The following is a 17,690-nucleotide window of genomic DNA, read 5'->3' on the forward strand; positions in this document are numbered from 1 at the left end:
ATAAGGATGGAATATGGAAAATTTCAATTTCTACAGCCCCACGGAATTTATATTTGGCATGGACCGCGAAAACGAGTGCGGTGCGCTTGTCAAGAAGTATGGCGGCACGAAGGTGCTGATTCATTACGGTGGTGGCTCTGCGGTACGCTCCGGCTTGATTGACCGAGTGAAGGCGAGCCTTGACGCTGCAGGAATTCCGCATGTGGAACTGGGTGGCGTGAAGCCGAATCCGCATGATTCGCTTGTGTACAAGGGCATTGAGATTGTCCGCCAGAACGGTATTGACTTTATCCTTGCGGTGGGTGGCGGCTCTACGATTGATAGTTCCAAGGCCATTGCGATGGGTGCTGTTTACGATGGCGATTTTTGGGACTTTTACGATGGCAAGGCCTCGGCGGCGGCAGCGCTCCCGATTGGCGTGGTGCAGACGATTGCGGCTGCCGGTTCCGAAGGTAGCGGCGACTCCGTGATCACCAAGGAAGATGGCATGCTCAAGCGCGGTGCAAGCAGCGAACATATTCGCCCGAAATTCGCGGTGCAGAATCCGGCGCTCCTTTGCACGTTGCCTGCTTACCAGACGGCTTGCGGCATTACCGATATCATGGCTCACGTTTTTGAACGTTACTTCACGAACACGCTGGAAGTGGAAATTACCGACCGCCTGTGCGAAGCGGTGCTCCTCACGATGGTGAAGGAAGGCCCCCGCGCCATTGCCGACCCCGCCAACTACCAGGTGCGTGCAAACATTATGTGGGCGGGGACGGTAGCCCACAACGGCGTTGTGGGCTGCGGGCGCAGTCAGGACTGGAACAGCCACGCCATCGAACATGAACTTTCGGCGCTTTACGACTGCGCCCATGGCGCGGGCCTAGCAGTCATCATGCCCGCCTGGATGGAATACGTGGTGGACCACAACGTGATGCGCTTTGCTCAGATGGCAACGCGCGTGTTCGGCTGCGAGATGAATTTCGAGAACCCGAAGGCCACCGCCCTCGAAGGCATCAAGGCATTCCGCCGCTTCTTGCATTCCATCGGTATGCCGATTAACTTTGCAGAACTCGGCGCGAAGGAAGAGGATATCCCGAAGATGGTGGAAAAGCTGAACCCGGGCGACGGCTGGGGCTTCGTGCCGCTCAAGGCGAAGGACGTGACCGCGATTTACACCATTGCCGCCCACGCCTCTCTTGATTGATTCGCAAAGAAAAATATTTAGTCGCTGCTTTTAATATTTAGGACGAAAATTTTAAGCGAAAGTTAATCGCATTTCTTGAAGAAGCAGCTGCGGGCGCCCGTGTGGCAAGCGACTTGCGGGCCCTGCATGCGGACCTTGAAGAGCAATGCGTCAGAGTCGCAGTCGGCGGCCCATTCAACGACCGTCATCACGTTTCCGCTCGTGTCGCCCTTGTGCCAGTATTCCTTGCGGCTGCGGCTCCAGAATACCATCTCGCCGCATTCGTGTGTGCGGCGCAGTGCTTCTTCGTTCATCCAGGCCATCATCAGAACGTCGCCCTTGTCGGCGTCCTGCACGATTGCCGGCGCAAGTGCAACCCCGTCCACGACCACTTCGAATTTAATCTCTTTAATTAATTCATCAAAGCTCATCTTTCGCCTTTCGTCTGTAGGCGCAAAGCGCCGTTCTTTCGTCTAGTTATGCCCTCACCTGGCCGTTGCCGCGCAGAACCCACTTGTAGGTGCAGAGGCTTTCTACGCCCATCGGGCCACGGGCATGCAGCTTGTCGGTAGAAATGCCCACTTCGGCGCCCAGGCCGTATTCGCCACCGTCTGCAAAGCGGGTGCTGGCGTTCACCATCACGCTGCTGCTGTCCACGTTGGCGACAAAGTAATCCTGCACGCTAGCGTCTTCGGCGACGACCGCTTCGGTGTGGCGGCTGCTGTTCGCTTCGATGTGGTCGCATGCTTCGGCGACGTTATCGACGAACTTGACGCTTGCCTTGAGGGCGAGGTATTCGTGGTGGTAGTTGGAGTCGTCGCCGATGTCCTTGATGCGGCTGTCGTGGCTCTGGGCGTCCTTGTTGCCGAAGAGTTCCACGCCACGGTCGGCGAGGCAATCCAGGAGTTTCTTGACGTTGGCGTCATCGATATGGCGGTCGATAATCACGCATTCCATCGCGTTGCACACGCCGGTGCGCTGCGTCTTCGCGTTGATGAGGATGTTCACCGCCTTTTCGATGTCGGCGGACTTGTCCACGTACACGTGGCAGATGCCGTTGAAGTGCTTGATCACGGGAATCTTGCTCTGGTCGACCACGGCGCGGATCAGGCGTTCGCCGCCGCGGGGAATCACGAGGTCGATGCAGTCGCTGCGCTGCAACAGCATGCCCACCAAATCGTGGCTCGTTTCGGTCACGAGCTGCACGGCGTCTTGGTCGATGCCTTCTTCGGCGAGAGCTTCGTGGAAAATGCCCGCGAGGCACTTGGCGGAATTCAGCGATTCCTTGCCACCGCGCAAAATCACGGCATTGCCCGCCTTAAAGCAGAGGCATGCGCCATCGATGGTCACGTTCGGGCGGCTTTCGAAAATGAAAAATACGGCGCCGATAGGCACGGCCACGCGGCTAATCTTGATTCCGTTCTTCAGTTCGCGACTTTCCAGCACCCGGTTCAGCGGGTCGGTAAACGCGGCGATTTCTTCGGCGCCCTTGGCCATCGCTTCGATGCGGGCGTCGTTCAAAGTCAGACGGTCCATCTTGGCGTCGTCGAGCTTGCCGGCGGCGGCTTCAAGGTCCAATTTGTTGGCGGCAAGGATTTCCGGTTTTTTCTCGCGGAGCATTTTTGCCACGAGGTTGAGCACGGTACTCCGCTTTTCTCCGGAGAGCGTACGCAGGTTCTTGCTTGCTTTCTTGGCGTTCAGGGCCAGAAGATTTGAATATTCGTCCAAGTTGGAATAATTTTTCAGCATATTTTTAATATAGAAACTTGATTTTAGTCACGCTTTTGTGTATTTTACTAATACAGGTTTGTTTTTACCCGCGACAAGGTCTTGTAGTCGCCGGTATCGGACTTGGGTGTATAGACCCAGTGCGTTTCTCTCCGCACTGGGTCCTTTTTTGATGCTTTTTACGACTAGAGCTGGCTTACGATGGCCGTGAACAAGGCGTCGGCGAGGGCATTCGTCTCGAGGCCTTCGAACACGCTGAACTGATTGAAAACAATCTGTCCTGCACCGAACGGCAATTTCTGCAGGTCGACTCCCGTCTTGATTTCACCGTCCTTGATGCTTACGGAACGAGCGTATACGGTTGCACCCGGCAGTTCGTTCAGCGAAAGTCCCGGCATCACGGCTGCAGCATTGTGGTCTAGCACGCTCTTGTTCCCGAAAACGGGGAGGAGCGCCGAATCCTTGGGGAGGTAGTGCAGACTCGTGCCGTTGGCTCCCGTGCTCCAGTGCGCTTCCACCGTAAAGTCGAAGTTGTGGCTCTGGTTCAAGAAGTCGATATCTTCCTGCGTCATGTCCGAAAGCAGGAGCGTCTTTCCGCCGTTCTTGGTCACGTCCACGATCTTGGAGAGGATCTCGTCGGGCCAGGAACTGAGGTTCGCTGTGAAGATGATCTTTTCCGGACCGCTGAGGGCTGCGAGAGCGTCGCTGGATTCTTCACTGTTGTCGAGGAAGCAAACCTTGCTCATGGCGCTCTTCACGTCGGCCTGCTCAATGACAATGAGGTCTTCGGCAGAGGTGTTGATTTCCTTGCCGTTGTCCTTGAGCGAAATGCGGATTTCGTATTTACCGGTCTTGCGCGGAACCATCAGCGTGCAGATGCCAAGCTGGGTGAGGCTTGTCTTGCCGGCGGGTTCCTCCGGTGTCAGGCTCTGCGAGGCTAGCGACTTGCCGCTCTCGTCCACGAGGTTCACGTCGACGGAGACATTCTCGAAGCGGTCGTTGTTCAGGAGTGTGAGCTGGAAGCTGACCTCGCTCTGCGGTGCGACCACGTGTTCCAGTTCGCTGACCAGGACACGGCTCCTTGTCGTAATCGCCTTGCAGAAGGATTCGATGCCCTTGCTCTTGCGGTTTTCGTCGCAGATGCCGCTGAAATCGACTCCGTAGTCGGCCCACTGGCTAAGGAAGAATCCTGAAATTTGAGGATTGCTCTGGAATGCGGTAATCTGGTCGAGCTTGCTCTTGGTTGCGATGCTGTTTGCATCCTTGATGAATGAATCGACGCTATCCCAAACGGAAAGACCGGATTCCTTGACGAAAGACTCGAGCAGCTTGTAGAAGTTCTTGACTGCCTTCTGGTTCTTGATGCCACGGGGACCCTTGATATTGGTCGCGCTCTTCGGGAGGAGAGTGTGGTTCTTGAGTGTCACGAGCATCTTGTTTTCGATTTCCGTGGCGTTTTCGTCTTCGTCCTGGAAATGGCTGTCGCCGAGTCCAGAATCCGGGACCATCAGTTCTTCCTCGTCCTTGTTGAAGCAGTGGGCGAGGTAGTGCGAGTAGGCGGCATTCGGGTTCATCTTCGGATTTACGGCGAGTGTCGCAAACTGCGAGATGCGGTCGACGGAAACAGGAAGCAGCTTGCCGATGTCCTTGTGGAAATTACCTTCGTTGTCGATGTAGATGCTGTCCAGGTTGCTGATGGCCGGACGCGTCATGTCGATGGGGCTGATGGCGTTCAGCAACTTGTTGCCGTTCTGCAGCATGAAGGTCCCGTTTTCGGAGCCCATGACCCATGCGACGATACACGGATGGTGGTGCTGTTCCTTGACAATGTCGCTGATAAGCTTCTTGGCGTATTCAAGTCCGCTGGGGGTCGACTTCATGGTGTGGATGGGGAATTCCTGGAACACCAGAAGGCCGATGGTATCGCATATGTCGAGGGCTTCCGTGCTGAGAGGCGCGCCGCAGCTGCGGATGGTGTTGAAGCCTGCGTCTTTTACGGCCTGAAGGTCCTTCTTGAGGTTCGGGTTGTCGGTCGTCCAGAGCCCGCCTTCGCTCCACTGCTGGTTGTAGCAGACGCCCTGGATTTTCACGATGGAATCATTCAGGTAGAAGTCGCCCTTGAGGCAGTCAAACTTACGGAAGCTGAAGGTGCGCATGACGGGGAAAGAGTATTCCGGGTCCTTGCCCTTGCCGCCCTTGATTTCCATCTGGACTTCGACGGCGAACATGTTGGGGTGGTCCGGGCTCCAGACGCACTTGCTGCGGTTGAAGTCCTTGATGCCGAGCACGATGCGCAGCGTCGCGTTTTCCTTGTCGAGTTTGGGACTGTCCTTGAACCATTCGTAGACGTCGCCGTTCGGGTTCCTCATGAGGATGCGGAGGCGTGTGTTGAAACCGCGGGGGTTGTTGAAGCTGATTTCAAGCGCTACGCGTTCCTGGTCCATGTCGGGCTCGACATGGAGGTCGGAAATGAAAGCGGCGTTTCCAAGGATGAGGTCCACGTGTCCGAAGATACCGCCGAAGGGGTACTGGTTCCAGGGGAGGCCGACGGGCATTTCGCCGGGGTGGGCAAAGCGGTCGTTCGCGCCTTCGTGGGTTTCTCGGCCGAAGTCAATACGGCTGTTGGCTGCACCCATGTTCGCGACGCGGATGCAGAGGATGTTTTCTTCGCCGAGCTTGATGGCCTTTTGCGTTTCGAGGACAAAGGGGGTGTAGGCGCCGAAGTGGTCGCCGAGGAGCTTGCCGTTGAGCCATACGGTCGCGTGAGTCGCGATGCGTTCGAACCTAAGGAATATGCGCTTGGTGACCTGTTTTTCGTCGTCGATAGTGAATCTCTTGAAATAGAAAGCGCAGTCCTGCGACATCAGAAGCTTTTCGAATGACCTTTCCCAGATATGCGGAACGGTTACGGTCTCCGTGTCTTCGGGATAGGTGGCGTACCAGCGGTTGGAAATACCGGAATCTTCAGTGTCCCATTTCATCTGCCAGTCGCCGTCAAGGCTCATAATCTTGTTCATTCGGGTGTCCTTTATGAAAATTTCGTGGAAAATTTAGAAAAAATTGGCCGATAGGGGGTCAAATCCCTTTACAATTCCTTGAATTTTGCTACATTTGGAGTCCCAATAGCAACCAAAAAGGATTACAAAAATGTATTCTATTGTTGAAACAGGTGGTTTCCAGTATAAAGTCGAGCTGGGCAAGGCCTACAAGGTCCCCACTCTTGACGCCGCTGTTGGTTCCGAACTGGAGCTCAAGTCCGTTCTTCTTTTCGCAGGAAAAGAAGTGCAAATCGGCACCCCTGTCCTGAACGACGCCTCCGTGAAGGTCGAAGTGCTTGCCCACGGCAAGTACGACACCGTCATCGTATTCAAGAAGAAGCGTCGCACCCGTTACGAACGCCGTAACGGTCATCGTCAGGGCTATACCGAGGTGCTGGTTACGGAACTTCGCTCCGGCGCAGAATCCGCAAAGGTCGATTCCAAGGTGATTGAACGCAACCGCGCTCGCGTGGCCGCGCTCGCCAAGCAGAAGGAGCAGGTCAAGCCCCTTACTCGCAAGGAAAAGATTGCCCAGGGTATCGCAAAGCCCGCCAAGGTCAAGAAGAACTCTCTGCGCAAGGCTAAGGAGGCTTAATCCATGGCACATAAGAAAGGTCAAGGTTCAGTACGTAACGGCCGCGACAGTAACGCCAAGTATCTTGGTGTTAAGAAGTACGCGGGCGAAACCGTCAAGGCTGGCAACATCATCGTTCGTCAGCGCGGTTCTCACTTCCACAGTGGCGTGAACGTGGGCATGGGCAAGGATTTCACCTTGTTCTCTCTCGTCGATGGCAAGGTGAAGTTTGAACGCCTCGATGCTAAGCGTCAGAAGGTCTCCGTCTATCCGGAAGAAGCCTAATCTGATCTAGAATCGGAATTGAAAAACCGGACGCAATCGCGTCCGGTTTTTCGTTGTTTCTGGAGGTGAGGGGAGTCGAACCCCTGTCCAAAATCACGTCCATGTCCATTCCTACAAGCTTTCCCTTCGTATTTAAGGTCTCGCCTTGTCCACGCCCAAGAAGGTCGGTGCAGATTTCGGCCAGCCTAGTGAATCTCGGACTCTAGCCCCAGGCATGCGAGAATCCTATCCCATATTTCGTCCGGACGTTCATCCCGATGGGAGCGGAATGAGGCCCGGCGTTGCCGCTAATTAGGCAGCGAGTGCGTAGTTTTCGTCAGCACTTATTTTTTTTCAGACTTTTTTACGAGTGCCCTCGTCTGAGACCTCGGCTTGCAACTAACACTTCGGTAACCCTGTCGAAACCAGATCACCCCCGGTGTATTTCCCAAATATACAAATTTATCGTCAAAAAGGGAAGATTTGTAAAGTTCCATCTTTAATCGCTCAAAAAAGGTGGTATTTATATATATTTATACACGAAAAAATGATTTCGGAGAAAAGAAGTATGAATTTAGCGAATGCGAAGCCGGGTTTCTTTGTCCAAGGGCGCTACCTTTACAGCAAGGACAACGAGAAGGTGGTTCTGCGCGGAATCAACCATATGTTCATTTGGACTGACCGCGAAGGCAAGACCATTCCCGAAATAGCAAAGACCGGCGCGAACTGCGTCCGCATTGTCTGGAACACGCGCGGTCGCGTGAGCGATCTCGATACGATTGTGGGCCTCAGCATCGCAAACAACATGATCCCGATTGTTGAAATTCACGACACGACGGGCAACTGGGACCGCCTGACGGAGGCTCTCGACTTCTGGCTCCGCGACGAGACGTTACAGATGATCTCGAACCATCAGGAATACCTGATCTTGAATGTCGGCAACGAACCGGGCTCGCATGAAGTCGAATCCGAGGAATTCTTCTCTGCGTACAATATCATCGTGACGCGCATGAGGGCGGCTGGAATCCGCATTCCTATCATGATCGATGCCGATTACTGGGGCCAGAACGAAAAGAACCTGCTTTCCGTGGGGCCGCGCCTGTTGCAGGCGGATCCGGAACACAACCTTATTTTCTCTATCCATATGTGGTGGCCCAGCGAACGCCACGATGCCAAGGCGACTGGCTTTGCTACGGTCCAAGATCGCATCACGGCTTGCCTCGAAAAGTCCGTCGAGATTGATCTGCCGCTGGTGGTGGGCGAGTTTGCCCCGATTGCGGCGGGAGACGTCAAGGCGATTCCTTACAAGCATATCATGTCCGAATGCGAACGCCTGAATATCGGCTGGCTCTGCTGGAGCTGGGGCCCGGGCAACTTCGACAGCACCGAGATGGACATGACCGAGCACGGCTCGTACAACACGCTCGTGGGCTGGGGTCGAGAGGTGGCCGTGGATAGCCCGCTCGGAATCCAGAATACGAGCGTCATTCCGATGTTCATCCAGAACAAGGACTATACAACGGGCTCCCTTGGCGGTGGTGCGAACATCATCGAGAACGGGGACTTCTCTGCGGAAAATCCGCTCGATTGCTGGACTACCGACTTCTGGGGCGGCAAGGCGAACGTCCGTGTGGAAAATGGAGAAGTGCATTTCGATATCGAGCAGGCGGGCAAGGAGACCTGGGGCCTCCAGTTCAAACAACACCTGACCTTGCGCAACGGCGTCACCTATATATTCAGCATGCGCGCGAAGGCGGCTAAGCCACGCACCTTGAATGTGAATATCAAGCGCGATTCCGAGGAATATACCCCCTATGCCAACGGCCGTATACTCGACTTGAGTACGAGCTGGCAGAACTTCAGCTGGAAGTTTACCATGAAGGAGGACACCGACCCCGATGCGCTCCTGATTTTCGACATGGGCGGTACCCCGATCTCGTGGACGCTCGCCGACATCAGCCTGGTGCAGGCCCGCAGCGTGGCTGACCGCTTGAACCGTACCTTCCAGCGCAACGTGCAGAAGAACTCCGGCTACTTCAACGCCCCGAACGGGCCTTGGGAACTCCACCTTTACAACGCCCAGGGCGAGCTCGAGGAAGTCCTCGACCGCGGCAAAGGCGGGGAAGGAATGCGCAGCTACCCGAAAATCGAGAAGGGCGGCATCATGGTCGTAAAAGACGTCCAGGCCTAGTTTCTTGGTTTGCGATTTTTGACGACGGGAATCACCTAAATATTCCTTTTCGCAATATTCTGGTGTGGAATATCATTCGTTTTCGACAAGTGTGTATCATGTATTTTTGCTAAAAAATGGTCATTTTTTATAAAAATGTTGAATTTTATGTAAATTTTTAATTTTTGTATCATGAATCTATTGCGCGACGCGAAAAAAAGATATATATTCAAAAATGTATGAAACCTGTGATGGAATACCAGAATTTTCGCTTTTTCGTGCGCGACTACTACGCCGAACGGAAGCTCCGTTCCGGCTTTACGTGGCGTGATTTTGCGAAAGCGGCCGGTTATTCCTCCCCGGTTTTCCTCAAGCTTGTTTGTGACGGCAAGACAAACCTGAGCGAAGTCGGCATCGAACGTGTGGCAGAAGCCATGGGCCTTGTCGGCGCTGATCTCAAGTATTTCCGCGCCCTCGTCAACTTCAATCAGGAAAAGGATGCCGCCCAAAAGAAGTCCCTGTTCAAGGAACTTCGCGCTATTGCGAAAGAAAACGCCTTTACGCTGGTGGGCGAGGACCAGTACGATTATTACGAATCGTGGGTGAATCCCGTGGTTCGCGAACTCGCCCCGCAGATGCCGGGAGCCACGCCTTCGCAGATGGCCGACAACATCGCCTTCGACATGCCGACCTCCGAGGTCAAGAAATCCCTGGCGCTGCTTCAGAAGGTAGGGCTCCTGAACAAGGATTCCGACGGGAATTTCGAACAGTCCTCTAAGGGAATTTCGACCGGCAACATCGAGGTGGCTAGCCTTTCCGTTCGCGAGATGCACCGCCAGATGGGTGAACTCGCTGTCCGTGCGCTTGACGAAGTGCCCGTGCGCGAACGCGACATTTCGGGCCTCACGCTGGGGATTTCCGAGGATGCTTTTTATCGCATCTCGAAAGAGATTGAAGATTTCCGCCGTCGCGTGGCCGCTATCGTAATGCAGGACCGCGGTGACGAACGTGTCTATAGGCTGAACGTGCAACTGTTCCCCCTGACCAAGGAAATCAAGAAGGGGGTGGAAAATGTTTAGGAGAACCTATCTTGGATTGTTCGCTTTCGCCTTGATGTGTGCGGGATTCGTCGGTATTTCGACTGTCGGCTGCTCTGACGGAAGAATTTCCGGAGGCGTGAGCGAAGAGACGAACACCGTCGCTGGAATACTTGTGGACGGTTCGGGCAAGGCGGTTGCCGGCGTTCCCGTGTGCGCGATGCACTTCACGGTCGATTCGATCGTTTTCAACGATACGACGGATAGCGATGGCAAGTTCGGATTCCCGTTGATGAAGCGTGGACAGTATGGCGTCAGCGCACGTCGCGATTCCATGTCCTATTATGAATCCGTTGATTTCGAAGGATCGGAAATCGAAATTGCCGCAAAGCTTCAAAAGACGGGAGTTGTGGAAGGCAATTTCCACTTGAGGCTCGATACGGTGTCAGCCGGAATCAAGATTGGAATTCCGGGATCCCCGTGGCTGACGGAGACGGATGAAGACGGTTCTTTCGAATTGAAAAATGTGCCGCTTGGTGTTCAGCCGCTATTGGCGAAATCTCCGGATCCGATTCATTTCCAGGATGCCATCTACGTGGTGAGCGTGGGCAAGAAGTCATCCAAGTTCCGTGGGCCGATTCCGACAGGACTGTTTGAAATCTTCGCTTCGAAGGCTACCGAAAGCGAGAGCGAACCCTCGCACAGTACCGACACGTCTAAATCCGCCGGCGAACCTTTCAATGGCAATGATTCCTCGCTAGTGGGGGCTTTGCCGACAACTTCTTCGGACGAAATAGTGCGTGATGCCGACGTGGTTGCCTCCAAGAGCCTCCAGTTCCCACTTTCTCCGGAGTTCGGGCTTCGCAGCTGGTGGTCGATGGATTTCTTGAGCGAAGTGGCGAAAGACACGAAAAAGGTGGGCGATGCGCGCGGCTGGACGGAAGGAATCCTCCTCTATGGAGTTGATTCGCTAGAAAATGGCCCTTCGCAGAAGGCCCTTGCGCTCTATGGAGCCGATGAATTCGGTGTTATCGAGAATGACCGGGGCATACTCGACAGCGCAACCGCGTTGACGTTCGAGGCCTGGATTTACCTGTCTAAGCTCAAATCCGGTGAGTATCGCAAGAACATCGTTGGAAAGCTTGGTTTCGGCTCGCCCGAAGACAAGGACGTGTTCAGTATCGCCGTGCTGGATGGGGAATGCGGACGCGAGGACATTTCTCTTGGGTTCTTTATCGCGGATGGTTCTTCGAGCGGCTTTGAATGCAGCGATGCAGTGTTCTCGACTTACGAAAACTTTGACAAGTGGGTGTATGTGACGGCAGTATGGGATGGGAAAACTTCTTCGCTCTACATCAACGGAAATCTCGCTTCGCAGAAGAAGGTGTCTGTTGAACGCATCGGAGTTTCTCCTGAACCGATTTTCTTCGGTAAGGAATCCATGGATATCAAACTGGACGATGTGCGGCTGAGCACCACGGCGATTACCGCGTCGGATGTGCTTTACCGCTACTATCTCAAGGGAGGTGCAATATGATGGCCGAAAACGAAAACAATCTCGATATCGCGCGCTTCGAGGTCAACCAGAGCGGGCGAATCCTCTCGGGCAACAAACGGTTCTGCCGTATGTTCGGGTTCTCCGAATCCGAAGTTGTGTGGCACTACATCACCGATTGTTACCGCTATCATGGTGACTGGGAAATGTTCAGCAGCTGCGAAAACCTTTCCCAGACGAAGTTTATCTTCCGCATGCGAAACCGCAAGGGACGTAGCTTCAAGTGCTGCCTCTCTCGCGAAATCGTCCAGGATGCCGATGGAAAGATCACGTTCCGCAACACGGTCAGCCGTCTTGGCGAACCCGTCTTGGCGAAGGAGCAGGCTCCTGCGGAAGAAACACGGTCTGTGGTGTTCCTTTCCAAGTGCGCCCATTGCGGAGAGCATGTGCGCGTGAATACCCTTGCCGAAACCCGCATGCGTGTGCTGTGCGACAATTGTGCCGCGAAGGCCTATCCTGAGGCTTTCAATCTCGCTGCCGCGCAGGTGTAAAAGCATTCTAGACAACTTCGTCCTTCATAGAGTAATCCTTAAAAAGGCCGTGCATCAAATGATGCGCGGCCTTGTTTCTATTGAGCAATAAGGATGAGTATGCTTATGAAGGTCTAGTATATGAACAACATCTCCCGGTACTTCGGCAGGGGCCATTTTTCGTCGGGGATGACCTTTTCGAGCTTGTCCACCTGCACGCGGAGATCCGCCATCGCTTCGAGAATGTTCTCGTGCTTTTCACCCAGGGCCTTTTCCATGCGTTCGATTGCAGAGGCGAGGGCCTTGTAGCCTTCTCCCAGTTCCTGGGCGTAGGAATCCACCGCGGCAAAGCCCTGTTCCTTGGCCATGGCGTTGGTCTTGAGGGCAGCGCTGTAGGCGCAGAGCACCTGCGGCAAGATGACGTTCTTCGCGATGTCGTCGGAAATCTTTCCCTCGATGTGGATCTTCTTGTGGTATTCTTCCAGGTTCACTTCGTAGCGGGATTCCAGTTCGCGCTTGTTGAACACGCCGTACTTTTCGAAGAGGGCGACGTTTTCGGTCTTGTTCAGGGCCTGGAGCGCTTCCATGGTGGTGCGGGTGTTGGGGAGGCCGCGCTTGGCTGCTTCTTCCACCCATTCGTCGGTGTAGCCGTTGCCGTTGAAGATAACGCGCTTGTGTTCCTTCACGATCTTCTGCAGCAAGGACTGCAATTCTTCATGGAACTTGTCGGCCGGAACCTTTTCGAGCTTGTCGGCGATGATGTCGAAAGCTTCGGCAACAATCGTGTTCAAGATGACGTTCGGTTCGGAGCAGCTCTGGCTAGAACCCGGAGCGCGAAATTCGAACTTGTTGCCGGTGAAGGCGAACGGAGAAGTACGGTTACGGTCGGTCGCGTCGCGCGGGAGAGGCGGCAGCGTGTCGGAACCGAGCTTCATGACGCCAGCCTGCTTGCTGGACTTCGGGTCGCCCTTTTCGAGCTGGTCGATAACGTCGGCAAGCTGGTCGCCGAGGTACATGGAGATGATTGCCGGAGGCGCTTCGTTGGCACCGAGACGGTGGTCGTTGCCCGCGCCCGAAACAGCCATGCGGAGCAGGTCGGCGTGGGTGTCGACGGCGTAAATCACGGCGCAGAGCGTAGTGAGGAAGATGGCGTTCTGGTGCGGGTCCTTGCCCGGGTTCAACAGGTTCGTCTTGCCGTAGTTTACGGACCAGTTGTTATGCTTGCCAGACCCGTTGATGCCGGCAAACGGTTTTTCGTGCAGCAGGCACACGAGGCCATGACGGTCGGCCACCTGGCGGAGCACTTCCATAATCTGCATGTTGTGGTCGCAGGCGAGGTTCACTTCCTCGAACATCGGGGCAAGTTCGAACTGTGCCGGGGCGACTTCGTTGTGGCGGGTCTTGGCCGGAATGCCGAGCTTCCAGAGTTCCTTTTCCACGTCGTTCATGAAGTTCAGAATGCGGGCAGGAATGCTACCAAAGTAATGGTCTTCCATCTGCTGGTGCTTTGCAGGGGCTGCACCGAACAGCGTACGGCCGGCCTGGTACAGGTCGGGGCGCTGCAGGTAGAAACGCTTGTCAATGAGGAAGTATTCCTGTTCGGCACCGAGCGTGACGGTGACCTTCTGCTGGGCAACGCCGAACATGCCCATGAGACGATCGGCGGACTTCTGCAGGGCCTGAATGGAGCGGAGCAGCGGAGTCTTCTTGTCCAAGGCTTCGCCGGTGTAGCTACAGAAAGCGGTGGGGATGCAGAGTGTTGCACCGTTACCGTGACGCTTGATGAATGCGGGGCTGGTCGGGTCCCAGGCAGTGTAGCCGCGGGCTTCGAAGGTGGAACGCAGGCCGCCGCTCGGGAAACTGGACGCGTCCGGTTCGCCGACAATCAGGTTCTTGCCGCTGAAGGCCATGATGGCCTTGCCGTTTTCGGGTTCCAGGAAGGAGTCGTGCTTTTCGGCGGTGGAACCGGTGAGCGGCTGGAACCAGTGCGTGAAGTGGGTGGCACCCCGGTCGATGGCCCATTTCTTCATGGCGTGTGCGACTTCGTTCGCGATGCTCGCGTCAAGGGGTGCGCCTTCGTCGATGGTGGCGAACAGTTTCTTGCAGATGTCCTTGGGCAGGTAGGCGCGCATGGCCTCCGCGTTAAAGACGTCCTCGCCGTAAAAGTCGAGACTTGCGGGTGCTGCGGGCATGTTTGCGCCCGCGGCTTCGCTCGCGATTTCCTTGATGGCTTTCAGCCTGTATTCGTTGCTCATGGCAATCTCCTATGATTTTTGATTTCGGTGCCATAGATGCAAAAATTGTGCCAATATGAGTAAAGCGATATTTTTAGCACGGAATCGGTAAAAACGGCCGATTACATTAATTTGATTTTTTCCAGAAAATGAAAGAAAATTTTTTTAATTACAAATAATGTAAACTACATCGCTGTGTGGGCGACTGCTTTTTTTTATTAAGGGGCGTGCGTGTCGAGCAGTTCCATTTCGAAAACGAGGACGCTGTGGCCCGGAATCTTGGGCGGCCGTCCGTTCTCGCCATAGCCGAGTTCGGGTGGAATCCAGACCATGACTTTTTCTCCCACCTTCATGAGTTCGAGCATCTCGGTCCATCCCGGAATGACTGCGTCAATCTTGAACTCGAGTGGTTCGCCGCGGTCGAATGAGCTGTCGAACTTTTTTCCGTTGATGAGTGTGCCCGTGTAGTGGACCTTGACGATGTCGGTGTGGCCGGGAGTCGCACCCTTGCCCTTGACGATGACTTTGTACTGGAGACCGGATTTGGTTGTCACGATGCCTTTGGCTTTCTTGTTCTTTACGAGAAATTCGTCATTGGCGCGCCGCCTTTCTGCATTCTTCCGCTTGGATACGTCCAATAGGATTGCATGTGCTTCTTCGTCGCTCAGCAGGTACTTGGCGGAATTTTCCTTGAAACGAATCTCGAAGGCCTGGCAGAAAATATCGATATTGAGGTCGACAGAATCGCGGGCTACGACTTGATCATGGACCTGTTTGCCGAGATATGCGCCCAGTGCGTAGCCGACCGTGGTTCCCTTGTCGAGGAGTGTCTCGGATAGTTTTTGCTTTTCTTCCTGCGCCACGTGCTGTAGATTGCGGAGTGCCTTGTAGATGGCGTCCTCCTTCATCAGGTAGTGTGCGGTGTCCTGGCGAAAATGGATCCTGAAGGCCTCGAGGTAGAGGTCCAGGTTAAAGTTGACGGAATCTCGGGCCGTGAGCTGGCTGTGGGCGCTTTTGGCGAAGAATGTTCCGAATGCGTAGCTGACGGAGTCCTTCTGCGTGGCGAGGGGTGCTGCTATGGCCAGGGCGAGTATCAGGTTGGAAAACATATATTATCTGTGGTGCGGGGAGCAGGGATGTCGTAAATATAACTCTTTTTTTGAGAGGACGGGCCTTTTGGTTTTGTATATAACTTTTACAGAACTTGTAAAAACTAACGATGTTTTTTACATTCTATGTAAAAGTTTTAGAGCCTTGAAATTGACTTTTTTAATTAAAAACGTCATTTTGGGGTTGAATATAACATTTTTTGTAAAGTTGGCATAATTTTTGCATTTGAAGGGCAAACGAAACCCTTTATAAGGTATATAATGACAAAATTCTCGAAATGGACCGGGCTGGGCAACGATTTCGTGCTGCTGGAGCCGGGTGAGTCGCCGGATTATGGCGACGGCTTTGAACAGCGTGTAAAGAAACTCTGTGACCGCCGTTTTGGCATAGGTGCCGATGGCGTGGTTATCGTGACGCCGATGGATGCCGAGGGTTGCCTGGTGCTTGGCGATGCGGGTGTCGGTCCTGCTTCGAAGTCCGCGCCGAACGGCGTGGATTTCGAGATGCGCATATTCAATGCCGACGGTTCGGAGGCGGCGATGTGCGGTAACGCTACCCGCTGTGTCGCGAAGTTCATTGTGAGCCGCGGGCTTGCAAAGCCGGGTCAGAAAGTTTTCAACCTGCACACCAGAAGCGGGCTCGTGAAGCCTGCACTCCTGGACGATGGACGCGTGTGCGTCGACATGGGGAACCCGAGGAATTTTCTTGGGAGCATCAAGCTTACGGCAGGCTGCTTTGACTTTACCGCGGAGACGGTTTCGATGGGGAACCCGCACGCAGTCATTTTCGTGGACGACATCGAGAAGATTCAGCTGGAAGACTGGGGGCGCGTGCTCGAATGCGACAGGCAGTTCCCGGACCGCTGCAACATTGAATTCGCGCAGGTTTTGCCAGCAGTTCAGGGGGCGCCCACCCAAATCCGCATGCGGGTTTGGGAACGGGGTTGCGGCGTTACCATGGCCTGCGGCACTGGTAGCTGCGCAACCCTCGTTGCGGCCCAGCGTACGGGCCGCGTGGGCGTAGAAGCCGACGTGATTCTCGACGGCGGAACGCTCCACATCAAGCACGAAAACGATGGCCCGGTTCTCATGACCGGCCCCGCACAGGAAGTTTTTAGAGGAACCATTTAATGAACGCGTCTATCATCAATCCGAATTACGACTTGCTGCCCGGCAGTTACCTCTTTTCTACCATCGCAAAGAAGATCTCCGAATACCAGGCCAAGAAACCCGATGCCGATATCGTGCGCCTGGGTATCGGCGACGTGACCACTCCGCTCATTCCCGAAGTCATCAAGGCCATGCACAAGGCTGTCGACGAGATGGCCGAGAAGGGGAGTTTCCGCGGGTACGGGCCCGAGCAGGGCTACGATTTTTTGCGCCAGGCGATTGTCGCGGGCGAGTACACTTCTCGCGGTATCGAGATGGATCCGGACGATATCTTCGTGAGTGACGGTTCCAAGTGCGATGTTGCGAACATCCAGGAACTTTTTACAGAAAATGTAAAAATCGCCATCCCGGACCCTGTCTATCCGGTCTATCTGGACTCGAACGTGATGGCAGGGCGTGCCGGCGTGTTGCAAGATGACGGACATTTTTCCAAGGTCACCTACCTTGCATCGACAGCGGAAAACAACTTCCAGCCCGACCTGCCCAAGAACCCGGTGCAGATGATTTACCTGTGCAGCCCGAACAACCCGACGGGTACGGTGCTCAGCCGCGAGACGCTCCAGAAGTTCGTGGATTACGCCAACGAGAACGGGGCGATAATACTCTTTGACGGGGCGTACAACTGCTATATCCAGGACGAGAGCCTCCCGCATTCCATCTTCGAGATTCCGGGGGCCCGCACCTGCGCCATCGAGTTTAGGAGCTTCAGCAAGACTGCCGGCTTTACCGGCGTGCGCTGCGCCTACACGGTAATCCCGCACGAACTTTCGAAACTCCATTCCATGTGGAACCGCCGCCAGTGCACCAAGTTCAACGGCGTGAGCTACGTGACCCAGCGAGCAGCCGAGGCCATTTACAGCCCGGTCGGCTGGCAGCAGACGAAGGCCGTTATTGCGGGCTACATGAAGACCGCGGGCGTCATCCGCAAGGAACTTACCGAGGCAGGCTACACGGTGTTCGGCGGCGAGCATGCCCCGTACATCTGGTGGAAGATTCCTGACGGCGAAAAGTCCTTCGACTTCTTCGACCGTCTGCTTGCCACCTGCGAGGTCGTGGGCACCCCCGGTAGCGGTTTTGGTCCCTGCGGCGAAGGGTATTTCCGTTTGACTGCCTTCGGCGACTACGAACGCACCTGCGAAGCCCTCAGGAGAATAAGGGAAAAACTTTAAT

At 54.8% G+C, this 17,690-nt stretch carries 14 protein-coding genes and 1 other RNA gene; 9 read left to right on the plus strand and 6 right to left on the minus strand.

What is annotated here, in order from left to right; all coding sequences use genetic code 11:
• The first annotated feature begins 13 nt into the window (after positions 1-13).
• Positions 14-1,192, plus strand: a complete 1,179-nt coding sequence (locus tag B2952_RS06720; RefSeq protein ID WP_290734767.1) for an iron-containing alcohol dehydrogenase — start codon at positions 14-16, stop codon at positions 1,190-1,192.
• Positions 1,193-1,254: 62 nt separating this feature from the next.
• Here the strand turns inward: B2952_RS06720 and hisI are convergent, their stop codons facing one another.
• The 3 genes from hisI to B2952_RS06735 form a co-directional block, all read right to left on the minus strand.
• Entirely contained in the window at positions 1,255-1,602 is a 348-nt protein-coding gene (hisI, locus tag B2952_RS06725; protein ID WP_290734765.1) for a phosphoribosyl-AMP cyclohydrolase, read from the minus strand.
• Between the two features lie 46 nt (positions 1,603-1,648).
• A complete protein-coding gene (locus B2952_RS06730) occupies positions 1,649-2,920 on the minus strand; it encodes a glutamate-5-semialdehyde dehydrogenase (RefSeq protein ID WP_290734763.1) in 1,272 nt (423 codons plus the stop codon).
• A 164-nt stretch (positions 2,921-3,084) separates the two neighbouring features.
• Complete coding sequence (locus B2952_RS06735; RefSeq protein WP_290734761.1) at positions 3,085-5,916, minus strand: glycoside hydrolase family 2 protein; 2,832 nt, start codon at positions 5,914-5,916, stop codon at positions 3,085-3,087.
• Positions 5,917-6,046: 130 nt separating this feature from the next.
• On the opposite strand from B2952_RS06735, the gene rplU reads away from it, so the two are divergent.
• The gene (rplU, locus tag B2952_RS06740; protein ID WP_290727222.1) at positions 6,047-6,532 is read left to right on the plus strand and encodes a 50S ribosomal protein L21; all 486 of its coding nucleotides are present in this window, start codon (positions 6,047-6,049) and stop codon (positions 6,530-6,532) included.
• 3 nt (positions 6,533-6,535) lie between these two features.
• A complete protein-coding gene (gene rpmA, locus B2952_RS06745) occupies positions 6,536-6,796 on the plus strand; it encodes a 50S ribosomal protein L27 (protein ID WP_163441840.1) in 261 nt (86 codons plus the stop codon).
• Positions 6,797-6,853: 57 nt separating this feature from the next.
• Here the strand turns inward: rpmA and ssrA are convergent.
• Positions 6,854-7,213: a transfer-messenger RNA gene (ssrA, locus tag B2952_RS06750) on the minus strand.
• Between the two features lie 130 nt (positions 7,214-7,343).
• Here ssrA and B2952_RS06755 point away from each other — a divergent pair.
• From B2952_RS06755 to B2952_RS06770, 4 genes are all read left to right on the plus strand, one after another.
• A complete protein-coding gene (locus B2952_RS06755; protein ID WP_173382820.1) occupies positions 7,344-8,966 on the plus strand; it encodes a cellulase family glycosylhydrolase in 1,623 nt (540 codons plus the stop codon).
• Positions 8,967-9,184: 218 nt separating this feature from the next.
• On the plus strand, positions 9,185-10,024 hold the full coding sequence (locus tag B2952_RS06760; protein ID WP_173365535.1) for a TIGR02147 family protein: 840 nt from the start codon (positions 9,185-9,187) through the stop codon (positions 10,022-10,024).
• Positions 10,017-11,519: a LamG-like jellyroll fold domain-containing protein gene (locus B2952_RS06765; RefSeq protein WP_290734759.1), complete on the plus strand. Its 1,503-nt coding sequence runs from the start codon at positions 10,017-10,019 to the stop codon at positions 11,517-11,519. The genes B2952_RS06760 and B2952_RS06765 overlap by 8 nt, the downstream gene beginning before the upstream one ends.
• Entirely contained in the window at positions 11,516-12,028 is a 513-nt protein-coding gene (locus tag B2952_RS06770) for a PAS domain-containing protein (protein WP_173365537.1), read from the plus strand. Before B2952_RS06765 ends, B2952_RS06770 begins: the two co-directional genes overlap by 4 nt.
• A 113-nt stretch (positions 12,029-12,141) precedes the next feature.
• Here B2952_RS06770 and B2952_RS06775 read toward each other — a convergent pair whose 3' ends face one another.
• Both B2952_RS06775 and B2952_RS06780 read right to left on the minus strand, forming a co-directional pair.
• A complete protein-coding gene (locus tag B2952_RS06775; RefSeq protein WP_290730039.1) occupies positions 12,142-14,262 on the minus strand; it encodes a glutamine synthetase III in 2,121 nt (706 codons plus the stop codon).
• A gap of 197 nt (positions 14,263-14,459) precedes the next feature.
• Positions 14,460-15,350: an FKBP-type peptidyl-prolyl cis-trans isomerase gene (locus B2952_RS06780; RefSeq protein ID WP_290730041.1), complete on the minus strand. Its 891-nt coding sequence runs from the start codon at positions 15,348-15,350 to the stop codon at positions 14,460-14,462.
• Between the two features lie 261 nt (positions 15,351-15,611).
• Between B2952_RS06780 and dapF the strand changes: the two genes are divergently transcribed.
• Together dapF and B2952_RS06790 are read left to right on the plus strand one after the other, a co-directional pair.
• Positions 15,612-16,481 (plus strand): diaminopimelate epimerase, encoded by an 870-nt coding sequence (gene dapF / locus B2952_RS06785; RefSeq protein WP_290734758.1) that lies wholly within the window; start codon positions 15,612-15,614, stop codon positions 16,479-16,481.
• Positions 16,481-17,689: an LL-diaminopimelate aminotransferase gene (locus B2952_RS06790; RefSeq protein WP_290734756.1), complete on the plus strand. Its 1,209-nt coding sequence runs from the start codon at positions 16,481-16,483 to the stop codon at positions 17,687-17,689. The genes dapF and B2952_RS06790 overlap by 1 nt, the downstream gene beginning before the upstream one ends.
• Position 17,690 lies beyond the last annotated feature (1 nt).

This window comes from Fibrobacter sp. UBA7003, from assembly GCA_002449765.1.
Classification (GTDB): domain Bacteria; phylum Fibrobacterota; class Fibrobacteria; order Fibrobacterales; family Fibrobacteraceae; genus Fibrobacter.

Coding starts and splice junctions, on each gene's coding strand:
- dapF (WP_290734758.1), top strand. CDS start 15,612: ATGACAAAATTCTCGAAATGGACCGGGCTGGGCAACGATTTCGTGCTG.
- rplU (WP_290727222.1), top strand. CDS start 6,047: ATGTATTCTATTGTTGAAACAGGTGGTTTCCAGTATAAAGTCGAGCTG.
- B2952_RS06720 (WP_290734767.1), top strand. CDS start 14: ATGGAAAATTTCAATTTCTACAGCCCCACGGAATTTATATTTGGCATG.
- B2952_RS06780 (WP_290730041.1), bottom strand. CDS start 15,350: ATGTTTTCCAACCTGATACTCGCCCTGGCCATAGCAGCACCCCTCGCC.
- B2952_RS06735 (WP_290734761.1), bottom strand. CDS start 5,916: ATGAACAAGATTATGAGCCTTGACGGCGACTGGCAGATGAAATGGGAC.
- hisI (WP_290734765.1), bottom strand. CDS start 1,602: ATGAGCTTTGATGAATTAATTAAAGAGATTAAATTCGAAGTGGTCGTG.
- rpmA (WP_163441840.1), top strand. CDS start 6,536: ATGGCACATAAGAAAGGTCAAGGTTCAGTACGTAACGGCCGCGACAGT.
- B2952_RS06775 (WP_290730039.1), bottom strand. CDS start 14,262: ATGAGCAACGAATACAGGCTGAAAGCCATCAAGGAAATCGCGAGCGAA.
- B2952_RS06790 (WP_290734756.1), top strand. CDS start 16,481: ATGAACGCGTCTATCATCAATCCGAATTACGACTTGCTGCCCGGCAGT.
- B2952_RS06770 (WP_173365537.1), top strand. CDS start 11,516: ATGATGGCCGAAAACGAAAACAATCTCGATATCGCGCGCTTCGAGGTC.
- B2952_RS06755 (WP_173382820.1), top strand. CDS start 7,344: ATGAATTTAGCGAATGCGAAGCCGGGTTTCTTTGTCCAAGGGCGCTAC.
- B2952_RS06765 (WP_290734759.1), top strand. CDS start 10,017: ATGTTTAGGAGAACCTATCTTGGATTGTTCGCTTTCGCCTTGATGTGT.
- B2952_RS06730 (WP_290734763.1), bottom strand. CDS start 2,920: ATGCTGAAAAATTATTCCAACTTGGACGAATATTCAAATCTTCTGGCC.
- B2952_RS06760 (WP_173365535.1), top strand. CDS start 9,185: ATGAAACCTGTGATGGAATACCAGAATTTTCGCTTTTTCGTGCGCGAC.